The sequence below is a fragment of the Globicatella sp. HMSC072A10 genome (genome assembly GCF_001811625.1).
In the GTDB taxonomy this organism is placed as follows: Bacteria; Bacillota; Bacilli; order Lactobacillales; family Aerococcaceae; genus Globicatella; species Globicatella sanguinis.
Genome location: NZ_KV805814.1, coordinates 28,782 through 46,918 on the forward strand (window position 1 = coordinate 28,782; position 18,137 = coordinate 46,918).

Sequence of the window (18,137 nt, forward strand, 5' to 3'; positions counted from 1 at the left end):
TATTATGATATGCATATGGTCATTAATGAAGCGTTGAATGCAGTAAGAAAAGAATTTAAGGATTAAAATCGTGAAAATAATAAAGAATTATTTGTACAATTTAATTTATCAAGTGTTTGTACTGATAGTCCCTCTTGTTACAGTACCATATATATCAAGAGTTTTAGGAGCATACGGAGTTGGTATTAATGCATATACTAACTCCGTTGTTTCTTACTTTATACTTTTTGGTAATTTGGGTGTTTTAACATACGGTAATCGTACAATTGCTTATTCTAGAGATAATAAAAAAGCTACAACTCTTAATTTTTGGGAGATTACACTGTTAAGACTGATAACAGTAAGTATTTCTGTATTGGCTTATTTAATATTTATTGCTAAAACAGGAGATTTGAAGGGGGCTTTTATAGCACAGTTACCACTTCTCATTGCGAGTATATTTGATATCTCGTGGTTTTTCATGGGGATGGAAGAGTTTGATAAAACGGTCATTCGTAATGTTTTAGTTAAACTAGTAAGTTTAGGACTAATATTTTGGCTTGTTAAATCGAAAGAGGATACGATTGTATACATTTTAATTTTAACAGTCTCTCAATTAGTCGGGAATATTTTATTATGGCCATACCTAAAAAAATATCTAACAAAGGTTCAATTTAAAGAGTTAAATTTAATAAAACATTTATTACCAGCTATTCAATTATTTATACCGCAAATTGCGATTCAAGTGTATGTAGTGGTCAATAAAACAATGTTAGGGAATATTGCCGGGGTAAGTGAAACAGGTTTTTTTGATAATGCTGATAAAATTGTGAAAATTTTATTAGCAGTTGTAACAGCTACTGGTGTGGTCATGTTACCTAGAATGGCTAATGAATATGTTAAAGGAAAAATGGAAACCGTCACTCAATATTTAATTTATTCAATCAATTTTGCCAATTTAATAGCATTCCCATTGACTTTCGGCTTGATTGGGGTAGCGAAGGAATTTTCGTTATTATTTTTTGGAGAAGAATTTATTGGTATAGAGTCAATCTTGATGGTTTTATCATTAGTAATCATTGCTATATCATGGAGTAATGTAATCGGACAACAATTTTTATTGCCACTTAATAAAATGACCGGATATACCGGTTCTGTGTTCTTTGGAGCGATAATCAATATATTATTAAATTTAATATTAATACCAAAATACTCCGTTATGGGTGCCGCTATTGGTGCAACAGTCGCAGAATTTTCTGTCACTTTTTATCAGTTAGTGTATGTCCATAAATTAATTCCAGTTAAATTGTTATTTGCAGATTTATGGAAATATATGTTAAGTAGTGCGGTCATGTTTTTCGTAGTCAAATTATTAGGGAATTATTTCACTGGTGTGAAGGCTTTAATGATAATGACATTAGTAGGTGGATTAGTATATAGTCTATTAATTGTCCTGTTACGCCCAATGATTATTCAGATTATTCAAGAGAAAGCGATAATGATAATTAAAAAGAAAAGTTAATAATAGTGAGGAAGTGAAAATGTGGATAAGTTAATTTCAATTGTCATCCCAAGTTATAATAGTGCAAGTTTTTTACCTGAAACAGTCCCGACCTTTTTAAACATTTCAGAATCTGTACGAAATATGGTTGAAGTTATCATTGTTAATGATGGTTCAACAGATAATACATTAGAAATAGCCAACGATTTAGCTAATCAATATCCAGATGTTGTTCGTGTAATTGATAAAGAAAATGGCGGACATGGTTCGACGATAAATGCTGGAATTAAGAGTGCATTAGGAAAGTATTTTAAAATCGTAGATGGCGATGATTATGTAGATTCAACTGAATTTGAGAAGTTATTAATCGAATTAAAAACTTTAGATGTTGATCAAGTTATTTCTCCTTTTGTGAAAGATTTTTATAAAGAACAAAAGAAGGAAATAGTAGATTTTAAAAATGTTGAATCAGGTCAAATATATGAATATGATGCATTTTTAGAACGTGTGCAACGTATACCAGAAATGCACTCAGTTACCTATAAAACCTCATTATTAAGAGAAAATGATATTAAATTATCAGAACATTGTTTTTATGTTGATATGCAATATAATATTTTTCCAATGCATTTAATAAAAAATGTTGCTTATTTAAAAATACCAATTTATCAGTACCAATTAGGTGATGAAAATCAGAGTGTTAGTTTAACTAGCTATGTGAAAAATAAAAAAATGCATGAACATGTCATTAAATCACTAGTTCACTATTTAAATAATCACCAACAAAAATTATCTTCTACCAAAATTAAATATATAAATGAAAAAATTACCGAGTTAAATTCAATTCAAACGAATATATATTTGATGGATGAGTCGCATGATGAAGGGAAATTAGAGTGGAGTGATTTCCAACAATTTTTAATAAACAATCATTCTTTTTCAATTGATCATCCATTTGGAAAAAAAGATAAAATCTTAGCGAAATTCCCTCAGTTATGGTTGTTAATAGCAAAGGCTTACCAGTTACAAATGAAGAAAAAATAATGGAGGCAAAATTATGGAAAAGATAAATCTTTATCTTAAAAAAATTGAAGATAAGCCATGGGTCTATGAATCATTATTTTATGTTCCTTATTTTACTTTTATTATTTCTAATTTATTACTGATTACAACAATACCAGTGCCTTCAATTTTAGCACCGATTTCAAAACTTCCGTTGTTATTTACGATAATTAAAATCTTAATCGATATTGGAAGAAATCAAGTTTCAACACGAGAAAAAATTCAATGGTTAATATTAATTATTATTACAATTGGTATTCGTATTTTTGGAGGACAGAATTTTCCAATTTATTATTTGATTTTCACTTTAGGTTTAAAAAATATTTCACTAAAAAAATTCATTAAATATCATGCGTTGATAGTGGGAGGAATAGTATTAATCGTCTTCTTTCTGGCAACTATCGGATTTATTGAGAATAAAATCATCTATCGTTCAGATTGGGAAACGAAACGTTATGCTTTTGGTATTGGCTATCCGACTGATTTTTCTGGGTTTATATTCTTTTTATATGGATTTTATTACTATTTAAATCAAAAAAAATCAATATGGTTAAATAATTTTATTGGCTTTGGCTTAGCACTTTTTTTAATGTTTTACGTCGATGCGAGATTAGATGTAATGTTAATTTTATTACTCATAACCATTGTCACCTTTGACTACTATCGACCAGAATATAGAAAATATTATTTTTACGTATTTCCATTAATTTTAATGATATTTTGGTTATCATTTTTAACTGCGCACTTTTTTGTACCAAATCATCCGTTCTTTGATTTTATTAATAAATTATTGTCTGGTCGTTTAGAGTATGGCAAACTAGCCCTATCAAATTATAATTGGACTTTATTTGGTCAAGAAGTAATCATGAATGGCTATGGGGAATTTGATCCATCTAAGCCCTATAGTTTTATCGATAATGGTTATTTACAAATTTACTTAAAATTTGGCGTCCTTTATTTAACGTATTTGATTTATTTGAATACCAATTTTATGTCAAAATTATATAAAAATCAGCAATATTTTTTAATGATATTAGTTGGATTAGCCGATATCCATGGGTTTATAGCACCGCATTTTTTTAATCCCATTTATAATCCTCTTTGGGTCGCTTATTTTGCTAATATTAATCAACCTGCTGTTACAGTTAAGAAAGAAGTTAAATCTTCTGAGGATATTTTGATAGTTGGTCAGATTAAAGATAAAGGAACAGGTCTTGGTAAAGCTTTGAATGATATTATTCAATATGCTAAAGATAATTTAGGGGATAATGTAGCGGAATTGGATATTTCGGATAACAAACTCTTTTTTAAATCTTTATATACAATTCTAACGAGTTCTTCGAAAACCTTCTATTTTACACCAGCAGGATCATTAATGGGACATTTGCGGGATATCTGTTACTTGTTAGTTGCTAAGTTAAAAGGAAACTATATTGTTTTACACTATCATAACAGTAGTTTTGGACAAATGTTAGAAAAAAATAATTGGTTAATACCTTTAGATAGATGGTTATTTCAATCTGTAGACAAAATAATCTTGTTAGGTGAAAAACAAAAAGAAATGTTTCATCATTTAAAACTTTCATCAGATCGGTTTATTATTATTCGCAATGCCATTTCTGAGGAAATGTTCATCACTGAAGACGAGTTCAAACAGAAAAAAGGCAACAAAATTATTTATTTTTCAAATATGTTGACAGAAAAAGGGTATCAGCGTGTAGTCGAACTTGCTAAATTTATGCAGGATGATAACTTTGAATTTTGGTTTTCTGGGAAATTTTATGATACTTCATTAAAAAGTCAATTTCTATTAACCATCGATAAAATGCCAAAAGTTAATTTTATTAATGGTGTATACGGTAAAGACAAAGCTGAACTTTTAAAACAAATGGATTATTTTATCTTACCAACAGAATATCCTGATGAGACATTACCTATTAGTTTATTAGAAGCCATGGCTAGTGGTCTTTATGTTTTAATTAACGATCGTGGTGTAATCTCAGAAGTATTAAATGAACAAACGTCTACTTTAATTAATCATTTATCGATAGAAAAAATAGCTAGTGTCATTAAAGCTAATAAAAATTTAGAATATGATAAATTTAACATAGAAGAATTAAAAATCAAATTTAATTTTGAAAATGTACAAGCTTCGATATTGGATGTTATGTTGGAGGGGGTTAAACGTGACTAAAGTTTTACAGATTACAGGTAGTTTAAATATCGGTGGCTTAGAAAACATGGCTGCTAATATTGTTCGCTATCAGAATACGAAATATCAACATGATTTTTTAATATATGAGCCCACAATAAAAGGCTACGAAGAAGAAATGAAAGCATTAGGTTGCAAAATTATTCAAATTGCACCTCCTTCTAAGAGTATTTTGAAATATATCGTCAGTCTCTATCATTTATTAAAGCACAATCATTATGAAATTGTTCATATCCATACTTTTACAAGTAGCGGGTTTATTGCACCAATAGCAAAGCTTGCTGGTGTAAAAAAAATTGTTGTTCATTCACATACAGCTGGATTTGATAAAGAACAGACCTTTTTTCGTAAGATATATAATGAGTTGATGAAGAAGTCTATTAATTACTTTTCAGATGTAAGGATAGCGGTAGGCCAGAAAGCGGGCAAAGCTTTATTTAATGACCATTTTGAAGTTATTAAAAATGGCATTGATGTAGACAAGTTTCAATTTAATAAGCATGAAAGACAGAAAATTCGCAATGAATATCTAATTGCAGAAAGTGATTTAGTAATTGGACATGTTGGTCGAATTGCTACAGAAAAGAACCAATTATTTTTAATCGATATATTTAATGAGTTGTTAGCAATTCAACCCCATGCAAAACTTATGCTTTTAGGCCATGGTGACAACTATCTAACAGAAGTAAAGAACAAAATTTCTAAATTAGGTTTGGATCAAAATGTCTTTTTACTCGGCAGTGTTTCTAATCCAGCGCAATATTATCATGCATTTGATGTCGTTTGTTTTCCATCTTTATACGAAGGCGTTCCATTAAGCCTAATTGAAGCTCAAGTAAATGGATTGCCAATTATTGGATCTGACCAAATTGATAAGCAAACTAAATTGACCGATAACATGCACTTTTTATCCTTGGATGAGCCGGTTAAACAATGGGCAACCGAGATATTAAAAGTAAAAAGAAAAGATTTTAATCTTGATAATGCGAAACAGTATCACATTAGAAATATAATAAAAGAAATCGAATTTTTATATGATAGTAAAGATTAAGATTGATTAACAAATTTTCGGTAATTTTAACTTTATACTGTAGTGTTTATATGATAATCTTATATATATAAGAATAATTTTTGGGGGAGAGAATATGAAGACTAAAATGATAGGCAAGATTTTTTTACTAACATCTTGCTGTTATTTATTGTCTGGCGTTGCACCTATTAAGGCGCAAGAAATTGAAGGGGATAATTTAATTGATTCTGCAGAGATGTCGCTAATAGAGCAATCAGATATGACGAGCGTTGCCACTGAGCCAGTCGTAACCACGGAATCGCTAATTAAAGAGAATATTACTGCCAATAATTTAGAGGTTGAATCAACGATAGATGAAACTACCTCAGAGAATGTAGTAGCTGATGAGGAACAATCGTCGGAAGTGGTTGAAGTTAATGAATTGACTCATTTCCAAGAAACTACTGAAGTTTTAGAAGAAAGTGTATTAGTAAATGAAACAACAGTTGAGGAAATAATAGCTATAAGCGATGAACTTACTATTGAAACTGAAAGTGTTACAGAGGAAATAACAAAGCAATCCGAACTGAGTGATCAAACTAGACCTCTGCCTCAAGTTTCAGCGAAAGATATTAAGGTAGAGTCACCAAAATATGTTTCTCAATGGGTATTCGATGACAAGGTTAACCAGTGGAATTACTATGATTCAAAAGGAAAAAATGTATCTTATATGAATCAATTAGGCTACTGGATTAAAGATGTTCAACAATTTGATACTGTGTTACAAATTCCAGACAAAGGTTTTTATTATTTTGGTAATAAGGAAAAACAAGGAAAACTAATTCGTGATCAGTGGGCTTTTAGTGACAATGAGCAAAAATGGCATTATGGTCAAAATGATGGTGTCATTTCTTCAACATTAAGTCCAACTGGATATTGGGTGAATGGTGTTCAAATTGCTGATACAATTGTAGAAATTCCAAAATTCGGATATTATTATTTTGAAAATTGGGATACTATGGGTAAAATGGCAAAAAACAAATGGGCATATAGTCCAGCAGAACAAAAATGGCATTACGCAATTTTTAATGGTTTAGTAACTTCTACATTAGGGAAAAATGGTTACTGGATTCACGGTGAAAAACAATTCGATACAGTTGTAGAAATACCTAATGAAGCGTATTATTATGTGAAAGATAAATCACATAAAGGTGAAATGGCAATTGATGAATGGGCCTTTAGTGAACGTGAGAAAATGTGGCATTATGGAGGTCCTCAAGGTAAAATTGCTTCAACATTAAGTACAGCTGGTTACTGGATTTATGGTCAAAAACAATATGATACAGTAATTGAAATACCAAAAGTCGGTTATTACTACGTAGAAGATAAAACTACGAATGGTGTCCGTTCAGAAAACAAATGGTCTTATAGTAAAAAGGAAGATAAATGGCATAAAACTGATGGAATTGGTAAAATTCTAGAAACTTTCGGGAAAGCTGGTTATTGGAAACAAGGTATTCAACAGTTTGACAAAGTTTTATCGATGAATAATAATAAATATTTCTTTGAGCGAAAAGTTGACGGCGGAAAAATGTCTGTAAATAAATGGTCTAGAAGTGATGTTGATAAGATTTGGTATCAATCAAATAACAAGGGATATTTGACGCGTCGTGATAAATATGGTGCTAAATTACCGTCGAAAGTCATGCTCGATCAAGGCCAATGGAAAATGTGGATGTTATATCAAGATGGTTGGGAATCAGGATGTTGGTTAAGAACAGCTGCTAGTGGAATCAATTCAACTGGCGGAAACCAATCACCTTTTACTTTAATTAAACATATCAAGCGAACTGATGATCCTCGAACTGGGATGTTAAGTCATCCGTCCATCGTTAATAACTGGAACTTAGGTGGTGCATATTCAGCAATGTGGCCAGAAGCATTAGTTCCTGTTGTTCAAAAAATTGTTCCGAATGCTGCTGATTTAACAGGAGCTACATTTGAAGAGATTAAACGAGAATTAGCTAATGGTAATACAGTTCAAATTTATTATGCGTGGAAATGGCCTAATATCCGTTTAAATGGAAATAATGGTTCATCATTCTTAGCAAGTCGTGATTATCATTCTATTTTATTAACAGGTTATGATAGTACAGGTTTCTATCATCAAGAACATTGGGGAAATCCAAGAAATAATAAGTTCAGTTATGCTAATTTACAATGGCAATTTAATGCTTTTGGTAAAAAAGCAATTTCTTACCGTAAACAAAGTATTTTGCCTTGATTTAACCAGTAGAGACTTGGCTTTTGCCAAGTCTTTGTTTTTTGAAAGATATTAGGAGTGTAGTATGCAAAAGAAAATTAATTCTTTAAACATTATTAGAGTAGTCGCAATATTTTGTGTAGTTTTAGTACATTCAACTGAGTTACTTTATCACGGTCAATTATATTTACCAGGGAAAAATGACAGATTGATTTTTACGATTGGTTACACAATGGGAAGAATAGGTGTTCCTTTATTTTTCATGTCTACTGGTTATTTAATGTTGGACAGACAATATGAAACAATACATTTAAATAGTCCCAATAACTTTTTGAAAAAGTATGTTTTACCATTATTAATAAAATCTGAAATAGGCTTAATTATTTTAATTGGACATGATATTTTGTTAAAAGGCGAAACATTTGACTTACTAAGAATTTCAAAGCAATTGTTATTTTTAGAAAAATTACCAGGCGTTCAGACGTGGTATATACCAGTAATTCTAGGAATATATTTATTTTTGCCCTTAATTGCTTATGGATTTCAACGTTATTCAAATAAAATGATAATTCTTACCTTAATACCAATTGTTTTTTATCAGTTTATTTTGGTCGATTATAATCAGTTAAAGATTACCTTTGAGCACCCTATAATTGAGAATCAGTCAACATTTGAATTTATGGGATATTATGGGGTTTATGTCCTATTGGGTGGCTTAATTAAGAGAAAACTATTTACTTTTAATTTTAAAAATGAATTGATTTTCATTGGATTCTTTAGTCTAGTTTTATTGATAGTAGCTCAGTATTTAAGTTTTCTTGAGGGCTATGATTATCAAGTCTGGTATAATAGTGCGTTACTTTTAGTCACCACTGTAGTGTTATTTGCACTTTTAGTGCAGATAAAAAGTCAAATTTTATATACACCATTAAAAATTATCGCTTCTACATCATTTGGAGTATTCTGGATTCATTCAATAATTCAGGAATATATTGTTGAGTATTTTTATCAATCTAAGAGTTTGGAAATGGGGATACTCTATTTATCGCTATTAAATTTCATTGTTTCAGTTATCATTGTAGCTATTATGAAAAATGGATTGAACTTTATTTATAAAAATGTAATAAAGCAAAATAATAAAATATTTTAAGTGAGGAACAAGTTATCGAAATGACAGACATAAAAATTTTAATTGCAACGCATAAGACTTGGGAAATGCCCTCAGAATCAATCTATTTACCTGTACAAGTAGGAAGTAAAGGTAAAGACTGTCTTGGTTATCAACGAGACGATGAAGGTGAGAATATATCTGAATTAAATCCTTATTTTAGTGAATTAACGGCATTATACTGGGCATGGAAAAACTTAGATACTGATTATTTAGGTTTAGTACATTATCGCCGATACTTTACTAAACCTCATTATTCAAAAAAAGCAACAATTGATGAAAGAGTAATGGATAAACACATATTAGATTCTTTATTACAAGAGGATGTTGCTTTAGTTCCTAAAAAAAGAAACTATTATATTGAAACTTTAAAAAGTCATTATGAGCATACATTGGACGGGACTCATCTGGAAGTAGCGAGATCTATTATTAATGAGTTAACCCCAGAATATTTATCGGCTTTTGATTCTGTTATGCATCAAAGAGGTGGATATATGTATAATATGTTTATTATGTCCAAACCTTTATCGAATCAGTATTGTCAATGGTTATTTCCTATTTTATTTGAATTATTTGAACGCATTGGATTTGATGAGATGACAGCTTTTGAACAACGTTATCCTGGTAGAGTAAGTGAATTATTGTTTAATGTATGGCTAGAGAATAATAATATTCAAATAAGAGAAATACCTTATCATTATGAGGATAAAATTAATTGGTTTAAAAAAGGTTCTAGCTTTTTAAAAGCGAAATTTTTCGGAAAAAAATATACAAAAAGTTTTTAATGAGATAAGAAAGATCTAAAGAATTAGTAGTCATGATTTATGAATAAGCAAAAGACGTAATCATTAAATGTTTGTAAACGGGGGCCTAGCTGAATTACAATCGATTGTACAATAATTGAAGCTAAGATGACCTAGCTTTTTAAGTGTCATTCGAGTCGAATTCGACATCGATTAATGTTTTGTAACTAGTGACGTCTTAATTAGCGCGATTCGAGACTAAAAAATTTTATTTTGTTATTTTTTATTACAGTAGTTGAGAGGTCTCAACCTGAGTCCTAATGAGGTTAGACACCGACTTGATAAAATCAGTCAAGTGATTGCTCATTAATTAAAAGCGTAGTGGTTGAGTGACATCAAACTGCGTCTTAATGGAGATAGGTATAAACCTTTTTAAATTCTATTCAGTCATCGGTTATAATTAATAGCGTAGTGTTTGAGTGGTATCAAAGGGCATCTTAATGACTCGCTTTAGATCTACTCAATTCTGTGCGGGGGTGGACAGACGAAGCGAAAAACAATTGTGTTTTTCGATTTCTTGTCCACTCCCTATTTTTTTACCGAAAAGTTAATCATTTCCAATTTGAATATAAGCTCGTTATAATGCTAGTAAGGGAAAATACTCTAGGAGGTGTCAATCATGAAAAAGCAAACTTTATTCAAAATAGTAATACTAATCATCGCTTTATTTGCAGTCTCTTTTGGAATAAGAACATTTATTAATCAACCATCGGAAAGTGAGTCGCATTCTTTTGCATCCACACTAGAACCAGATAGCGAGAAAGTTTTTGGTAAAGATAGTATGATCTTTGCGCTTTATGGCCAGTCTAAGGCCACAGATGACCAGTCAGTCAAATTATTAAATGACTTAGTGCTAGTCTTTTCTTACAATCCTACTAGTAAGAAATCCGTAGTCGTTGCACTGCCGACGCAATTATATATAGATCGGCAAAGTAAGGATCAAGCTAATAAATTGTATCTAGCTAATGGTGATTCAAACGCTAAAGTCACTGAAACCAATCAAGCGGTGCAGGAAGTGATTCAGTTGCCGATTGATCGCTATATTGGCATTGATTTAGATAAATTTGCCCAGTTTGTTGATGACGTGGAGGGTTTAACGGTTAATGGACAAACACTGACTGGATTCGAAGTGAAAGCTTATTTACAAGAAAACTTGGAAGATGCGGATACTGCTGCACAATTTAGCCGTTTAAAGCAAGTCATAGACGGTTTAATTGCGAAAGTTGAAGCGAGTGATTTATTGTTTCAGCTTTCTTTATTATCAAAGGCTAATAAATTTATGATTGACCATAATTTTGCTTTAAGTGAATGGACCAAATTAGCTGAGATGGCGCCAAATTTATTTGGCAATGTTGACCTAATCCCACTGCCACTCGAATTAGAAACGATTGATAATGATCCTTATCAAGTGTTAAATAATACCGATTTAACGACTATTAAAGATCAACTATCACACAATAATGACGAATAAAACAGTCCTTAAATTATTTTTTTAATAATTTGGTCTTGACAGATGTGATGTTCTTCGTTTAAGATAAAAACACAGTTAAATAATGTTGACTATGAAGAGATAAGTAAAGGCTAAGTCTTTTAAAGAGAGCTTGTGGTTGGTGTGAACAAGTAAAGTGAGGTTTTGAAAATGGTCTTGGAGTCATGTTGTTATTCGAGCCAGTTGGTAAGGGTAACCCGGGGTCTCCCGTTATAGAGAGCGAGTATAAGCTTAAATTCTAGATAAAGCCGTACTCATAGAGGCAATTTTAGTAATAAAATTGTAAATAAAGGTGGTACCATGGAGTCTATTAACTTCATCCTTTGCGTTGAGGCGGGGATGAAGCTTTTTTTATTGCAATGATCTCCAAATCAATAACAAATCAAATGAATTGGAGAGATAATATGTCAAATAAATGGTTAAAAATCAGTGTCGCAGGTTTAGTATTATTACAAAGTCAAGTTGGGGTAGTCAGTCAAGTTAATTTCAATCATAGCCAGCTTCTAACGGTGCAAGCAGCCGAAGAACAACAATTGAATTGGACGCAATCTTCTGAGATTACGACTTTAGATTCAGCTAAATCTTATGATACTGTTGCTTTTACAGCGCTACGTCAAGTAGGTGAAGGCTTATTACAAATTGCTACTGATGGTAGTATTCAACCGGCCGGCGCTGAATTACCAACGGTAAGTGAAGATGGATTAACGTATACGTTTAAATTAAGAGAAGATGCTAAATGGTCGAATGGTGAACCGGTCACCGCGAATGATTATTTATATGCTTGGCAACGGGCAATTAGTCCGGATACCGGTTCAGCGAATGCCTATTTATTCTTCGTTATTAAAGGAGCAGAAGCCATCGCCAGTGGTGAAGCTGAACCCGATACTTTAGGTGTTGAAGTGGTTAATGATTATGAATTAAAAGTCACTTTGGAAGAACCTAAAGCCAACTTTTTAAATTATATTACCCATGTTAATTATTATCCACAACATCAAGCTACAGTTGAAGCAGCCGGTGAAGCTTATGGAACTGATAGTGAGCATTTTCTAGGAAATGGACCCTTTACGATTGAAGGGTGGATCGCAACTTCCTTAGAATGGACCTATACTAAAAACCCTGAATACTATGGTGCTTCAGACATCCAAACAAGCCAAGTGCATATCGATGTGGTAAAAGATCCTAATACCGCGGTTGAATTATGGGAAGCTGGTGAAATTGATGTGGCAGCCATCTCTGGTAATTTATTAGCGGAATTCCAAGATCACGAAAGTTTAGTTAGTTTCCCAGGAGTTTCACATTCTTATATTGAATGGGGCATCAGTTCGAATGAAGCATTACAAAATGAAAATTTACGTAAGGCATTCTCATTAGTCATCGATCGACAAACCTTGACTCAAAATATATTAAGTGGAGGAGCCGAGCCGGTTAAAGGCTTAGTCCCACAAAATGTCGTTTTTAATACATTGACCGGAGAAGACTATGTTAAAGAACAAAAAGACTATAGCACTTACGATACTGAATTAGCCAAAGAATATTGGCAAAAAGCGAAAGAAGAATTAGGAACGGATACCGTTGAACTTGAATTATTAGTAACCGATAGTGAAGTAACGAAGCAAATTGGTGAGTTTATTCAAGGACAAGTAGAATCTAATTTAGACGGCTTTAAATTAGTATTAAGACCATTACCAGCGAAAAACCGTTTTGAAGAAATGATGTCATTTGATTTTGATATTGCGATTGGTGGTTGGAGTGCTTCCTTAGGTGATGCGGATGAATATTTAGTTAACTTCTTAACTAATGCTGAACATAATCATGCCCAATTCTTTGATTCAGAGTTTGATGCCATAGTAGCCCAAGCGAATTCGCCAGAAAGCATTGCGAATCCTGAGAAACGCTATGAATTATTACATGAAGCCGAAAACTATTTATTAGATCGTCAAATTCTAGTGCCATTAATTCAAAATAATACCTCTTTATTGATTTCTGATAAAATTGATAATATTGAAGTTAATCCTGATGGTTCGGGTGTCGATTTTACAACGTTGACTTATCAATAAAATCAGTGAATCAATTTAGTTTAATTCCTTTCCTTATTAAATAGTTTATATGTGGAGTTAAGATGAACTTATCGTATCATGTTTAGTGTATTCAAAGTATTGGAAAAAGATTAAGTTTCAGCACTTTAATAGATACTAACGAATAGTATATTTTGTCTTTAAGAAGGTTAAAAATAATGACGAACTGATAATGTGTTAAGACGAGGGAGTAAACTGTTCTCAATTCAATCGCTAAAAACATCCCATGTTTATAATACTAATAATGCATAATGAACAGTCTGTCTTGTGACATCAATTAAGGGCAACAATCGTCACGATTTGGTGTTTTACAATATCTAACCTGGCACTTTGTACTTACGCAACTCTTAAGGGGTGGGCCTAGGAAGCTAACATCATGTGATGGTCGACTTTTAGCTCACTCCTTAGCTTATGTGTTGTTAAGCTGAGAAACTAATCATTTAACAAGGTAAAGAATTTCATGTATACTAACAATAGTTTAAATTTATTAAAAGAAAGAGGTGGCTAAATGAATTCGTATGGGAAATATTTATTAAGACGTATTCTTTATATGTTATTGACCTTATTTATTATTATCACAACAACATTTCTCTTATTACAATTCTTACCAGGGACGCCATTTGCTAATCAAGATTTATTGACTGCAAAACAATTAGAATTATTGAATGAAAAATATGGGTTGAATAAACCAATTTTTGATCAGTATTTGGCCTATTTGGGCAATATATTAAAGGGAGACTTTGGTTATTCTTTCCAATTTAATAATTTACCCGTGACCCAGATTATCGCGGATCGGGCTGGTCCTTCGATTCAATTAGGCTTACAAGCGATGGTTTTAGGGACGGTAGTAGGAACATTTCTAGGTGTTATCGCAGCGGTTAAGCAAAATACTTGGATTGATACTTTCACATCTATTTTCGCGATTGCCGGACGGAGTGTGCCAAACTTTGTTTTTGCCGTTATTTTACAATTTATTTTCGCGGTTGTGTTAGAAGTGTTGCCGATTGCGTTTTGGCGTGAAGGGTTTAAGTCAACGATTTTACCAACGTTAGCCTTATCGATTTCGCCAATGGCGGAAGCGGCAAGGTTTATCCGTACGGAAATGATTGAAGTGTTAAATAGTGATTATATTGAATTAGCTAAAGCGAAAGGTTTTTCTAAATTTTATATTATCTTAAAACACGCCTTGCGTAATGCGTTAATTCCTTTATTAACGATTTTAGGACCGGTGACGGCTGGTTTAATGACCGGTTCATTAGTCATTGAACAAATCTTTTCAATCCCTGGTATCGGTGAACAATTTACTAAATCTATTTTAGTCAATGATTATCCAACGATTATGGGGATTACGATTATGTATTCTACTATTTTAATTGTCATGATTTTAATTGTCGATATTTTATACGGTATCATTGATCCAAGATTAAGAATGGGAGGGGGTAAATAATGACGAAGGCTTTAATAGATTCAAAATATAATGAAGAATTATTAGCGAAGCTATCGATTGATGAACAATTATTAACACCTGACCATCGTCAAACACGACAAGAAAGCGAAAAAATCCATGCGCCATCTTTGAACTTCTTACAAGATTCGTGGCGACGCTTGAAGAAAAATAAAGGGGCGATGGTTGCCTTATTCGTAGTAATAATTATTGTACTGATAGCTTTATTCGCACCATTGATTGCACCAGCTTCACCGTATGCACAAAATCCAGCCCATGCCAATTTAGCACCTAAAATACCAGGATTAGAGTGGACGACGTGGTTTGATGGTAAAGCGATGAGTCGTGGTAAGAAACTCATCGATACTTATGAGAAAGCCAATGTCCCTGCCGGCACCTATTATTATTTAGGAACAGATTCTTTAGGTCGTGACTTATTGTCACGTATATTATATGGGACACGAATCTCGCTATTAGTGGCTTTTGTTGCGGCTTTAATTAACTTAGTATTTGGGATTATTTACGGATTAACTTCAGGTTGGTTAGGTGGCAAAGTCGATACCTTTATGCAACGTTTATTAGAAGTGTTATCAGGGATACCAAACTTAGTCATCGTTGTCTTAATGTTATTAGTCTTAAAACCGGGTTTAATTTCAATTATTATTACGATTGCCTTAACGTCATGGATTACCATGTCACGGGTGGTCCGTGCCCAAACCTTACGTTTGAAACAAACGGAGTATGTTTTAGCAGCACAAGTGTTAGGTCAACATCCGATTAAAATTATGTTGAAACATATTTTACCAAATATGATCGGGATTATTATCGTGCAAGTGATGTTTGCTTTACCAAGTGCGATTTTCTTTGAAGCCTTTTTAAGCTTTATCGGAATCGGTATTCCCGCACCGGATGCATCGTTAGGAACCTTAATTAGTGATGGCTATAAGACTTTCCGCTTCTTACCGCATTTAATGTGGTATCCAGCTACGATTATTTCGGTCTTGATGTTATCCTTTAATTTATTAGCGGATGGGCTACGGGATGCCTTTGACCCTAAAATGAAAGAGTAGGTGACGAACATGAATGAACCGATATTAAGTGTCAAGAATTTACAAATTAGTTTTAAAACCTTTGCCGGTGAAGTGCAGGCTATTCGTGGCGTGAGCTTCGACTTACATAAAGGGGAAACTTTAGCGATTGTTGGTGAATCAGGTTCTGGTAAGACGGTCACCACCCGTTCCATTATGGGGTTATTAAGTAAAAATGCCATCATCAAATCGGGAGAAGTTATATTTAATGGTGAAAATTTATTACAATATAAAGAACGTCAAATGCGAGACATTCGGGGAACGCAAATTGCGATGATTTTCCAAGACCCGATGACGTCATTAAATCCCACCCTAACCATTGGTCAACAGATTATGGAAATCTTAACCAAACAAAGAGGCATGTCTAAAAGTGAAGCCATCGAAGAAACGATTGAATTATTAACGTTATGTGGTATTCGTGATCCTGAAGCCAGATTAAAGCAATACCCTCATCAATTTTCAGGAGGCCAACGTCAACGGATTGTAATTGCGATTGCTTTAGCGGGCGACCCTGAGATTTTAATTGCGGATGAACCAACGACGGCTCTAGACGTGACGATTCAAGCACAAATTATTGAGTTATTAGAAGAAATTCAACGCCAAAAAGACATGTCTATTATTTTTATTACCCACGACTTAGGGGTGGTTGCGAATGTGGCAGACCGCGTAGCCGTGATGTATGCCGGTAAAATCGTCGAAATCGGGGGCGTAGACGATATTTATTATCACCCACAACATCCCTATACGTGGGGCTTATTAAGTGCCATGCCGACTCCAGACCAAAAAGGAGAGCTCTATGCGATTCCTGGCACGCCACCGGACTTATTGAATCCACCAAAAGGTGATGCCTTTGCTTTGAGAAATGAGTATGCATTAGCGATAGACTTTGAAGAGGAGCCACCGATGTTTCAAGTGTGTGATACACATTATGCGGCCACTTGGTTATTACATCCTCAAGCACCTGAGGTCACACCCCCACAAAATATTTTAGATCGTTATGAACATTATCGTTGCGAATGTCAACAAGGAGGCAGACAGTCATGAAAAAAGAACCACTTGTCCAAGTGAAACATTTAAAACAATATTATGATGCGGGCACTCCTAATGAAGTTAAAGCAGTTGATGATGTTAGCTTTGATATCTATAAAGGCGAAACCTTTGGTTTAGTCGGCGAATCCGGTTCAGGTAAATCAACTATTGGTCGTGCCATTGTCAATTTATATCAACCGACTGATGGTGAAATATTATTTAATGGCCAAAGTAATCAAGAGCGTCGCTCATTAAAGCAAAGACGCTTATTCAATAAAGAAGTTCAAATGATTTTCCAAGATCCTTATGCATCATTAAATCCGCGCATGAAAGTACGCGATATCATTGCTGAAGGGATTGATGTCCATGGCTTAGCCCATAATGAGAAAGAACGCAATGATCGGGTGAATCAATTATTAGAAACAGTTGGTCTTAATATTGACCATGCGACGCGTTATCCACATGAATTCTCAGGGGGCCAACGTCAACGGATAGGGATTGCGAGAGCTTTAGCAGTCGAACCACAATTTATCGTCTGTGATGAGCCAATTTCAGCCTTAGATGTGTCGATTCAAGCGCAGATTATTAACCTGTTAGAGCAATTACAAGCTGAAAGAGGCTTGACCTATTTATTTATCGCCCATGACTTATCAATGGTTAAATACTTTAGTGACCGTATTGGCATGATGTATCGCGGTAAATTGGTTGAATTAGCCGATGCGGAGGAACTTTATGCCAATCCTCAACACGCGTATACGCAAAGTTTATTATCAGCGATACCATTACCAGACCCTGATTATGAACGTGAGCGCCAGCGCATTATCTTTGATGAAAGTAAGATTGATTTACAAAGTGAAATGACTGAAATAAAACCCAATCATTGGGTAAAACCATAAAGAATAAAAATAAACAGCATGAGGCTGGACAGAGGAAAGGAAAATCAATTGATTTTCTATTTCTTATCCAATCCATGTTGTTTTTTGTGTAAGCGTCCTATAACAGAGTATCTATCAAT

Annotated in this window: 13 protein-coding genes and 1 other annotated feature; all 13 genes read left to right on the top strand. The window is 33.2% G+C overall.

The window, feature by feature from the left end:
• The first annotated feature begins 70 nt into the window (after window positions 1-70).
• Entirely contained in the window at window positions 71-1,501 is a 1,431-nt protein-coding gene (locus tag HMPREF2811_RS09950; protein WP_071409189.1) for an oligosaccharide flippase family protein, read from the top strand.
• Window positions 1,502-1,522: 21 nt separating this feature from the next.
• On the top strand, window positions 1,523-2,524 hold the full coding sequence (locus tag HMPREF2811_RS09955) for a glycosyltransferase family 2 protein (protein WP_071409190.1): 1,002 nt from the start codon (window positions 1,523-1,525) through the stop codon (window positions 2,522-2,524).
• A gap of 13 nt (window positions 2,525-2,537) precedes the next feature.
• The gene (locus HMPREF2811_RS11800) at window positions 2,538-4,736 is read left to right on the top strand and encodes a glycosyltransferase family 4 protein (protein ID WP_246829853.1); all 2,199 of its coding nucleotides are present in this window, start codon (window positions 2,538-2,540) and stop codon (window positions 4,734-4,736) included.
• On the top strand, window positions 4,729-5,805 hold the full coding sequence (locus HMPREF2811_RS09965) for a glycosyltransferase family 1 protein (RefSeq protein ID WP_071409191.1): 1,077 nt from the start codon (window positions 4,729-4,731) through the stop codon (window positions 5,803-5,805). Before HMPREF2811_RS11800 ends, HMPREF2811_RS09965 begins: the two co-directional genes overlap by 8 nt.
• Window positions 5,806-5,899: 94 nt before the next feature.
• The gene (locus HMPREF2811_RS09970) at window positions 5,900-8,047 is read left to right on the top strand and encodes a C39 family peptidase (protein ID WP_071409192.1); all 2,148 of its coding nucleotides are present in this window, start codon (window positions 5,900-5,902) and stop codon (window positions 8,045-8,047) included.
• 64 nt (window positions 8,048-8,111) lie between these two features.
• Window positions 8,112-9,176, top strand: a complete 1,065-nt coding sequence (locus HMPREF2811_RS09975; RefSeq protein WP_071409193.1) for an acyltransferase — start codon at window positions 8,112-8,114, stop codon at window positions 9,174-9,176.
• A gap of 20 nt (window positions 9,177-9,196) precedes the next feature.
• Window positions 9,197-9,979, top strand: a complete 783-nt coding sequence (locus HMPREF2811_RS09980; protein ID WP_071409194.1) for a DUF4422 domain-containing protein — start codon at window positions 9,197-9,199, stop codon at window positions 9,977-9,979.
• Between the two features lie 637 nt (window positions 9,980-10,616).
• Window positions 10,617-11,468: an LCP family glycopolymer transferase gene (locus tag HMPREF2811_RS09985; protein WP_071409195.1), complete on the top strand. Its 852-nt coding sequence runs from the start codon at window positions 10,617-10,619 to the stop codon at window positions 11,466-11,468.
• A gap of 82 nt (window positions 11,469-11,550) precedes the next feature.
• Window positions 11,551-11,813 (top strand) — a binding site (T-box leader).
• 77 nt (window positions 11,814-11,890) lie between these two features.
• Window positions 11,891-13,543, top strand: coding sequence for a peptide ABC transporter substrate-binding protein (locus HMPREF2811_RS09990; protein ID WP_071409196.1), 1,653 nt, complete (start codon window positions 11,891-11,893; stop codon window positions 13,541-13,543).
• 526 nt (window positions 13,544-14,069) lie between these two features.
• Window positions 14,070-15,008 carry an oligopeptide ABC transporter permease gene (gene opp3b, locus HMPREF2811_RS09995; RefSeq protein ID WP_071409197.1) on the top strand — a complete coding sequence of 313 codons (939 nt, stop codon included), beginning with the start codon at window positions 14,070-14,072 and terminating at the stop codon, window positions 15,006-15,008.
• Complete coding sequence (gene opp3C / locus HMPREF2811_RS10000) at window positions 15,008-16,075, top strand: oligopeptide ABC transporter permease (RefSeq protein ID WP_071409198.1); 1,068 nt, start codon at window positions 15,008-15,010, stop codon at window positions 16,073-16,075. Before opp3b ends, opp3C begins: the two co-directional genes overlap by 1 nt.
• A 9-nt stretch (window positions 16,076-16,084) precedes the next feature.
• Window positions 16,085-17,137 (top strand): ABC transporter ATP-binding protein, encoded by a 1,053-nt coding sequence (locus tag HMPREF2811_RS10005; protein ID WP_071409199.1) that lies wholly within the window; start codon window positions 16,085-16,087, stop codon window positions 17,135-17,137.
• On the top strand, window positions 17,134-18,018 hold the full coding sequence (locus HMPREF2811_RS10010; RefSeq protein ID WP_071409200.1) for an ABC transporter ATP-binding protein: 885 nt from the start codon (window positions 17,134-17,136) through the stop codon (window positions 18,016-18,018). The genes HMPREF2811_RS10005 and HMPREF2811_RS10010 overlap by 4 nt, the downstream gene beginning before the upstream one ends.
• The last annotated feature ends 119 nt before the right edge of the window (window positions 18,019-18,137 follow it).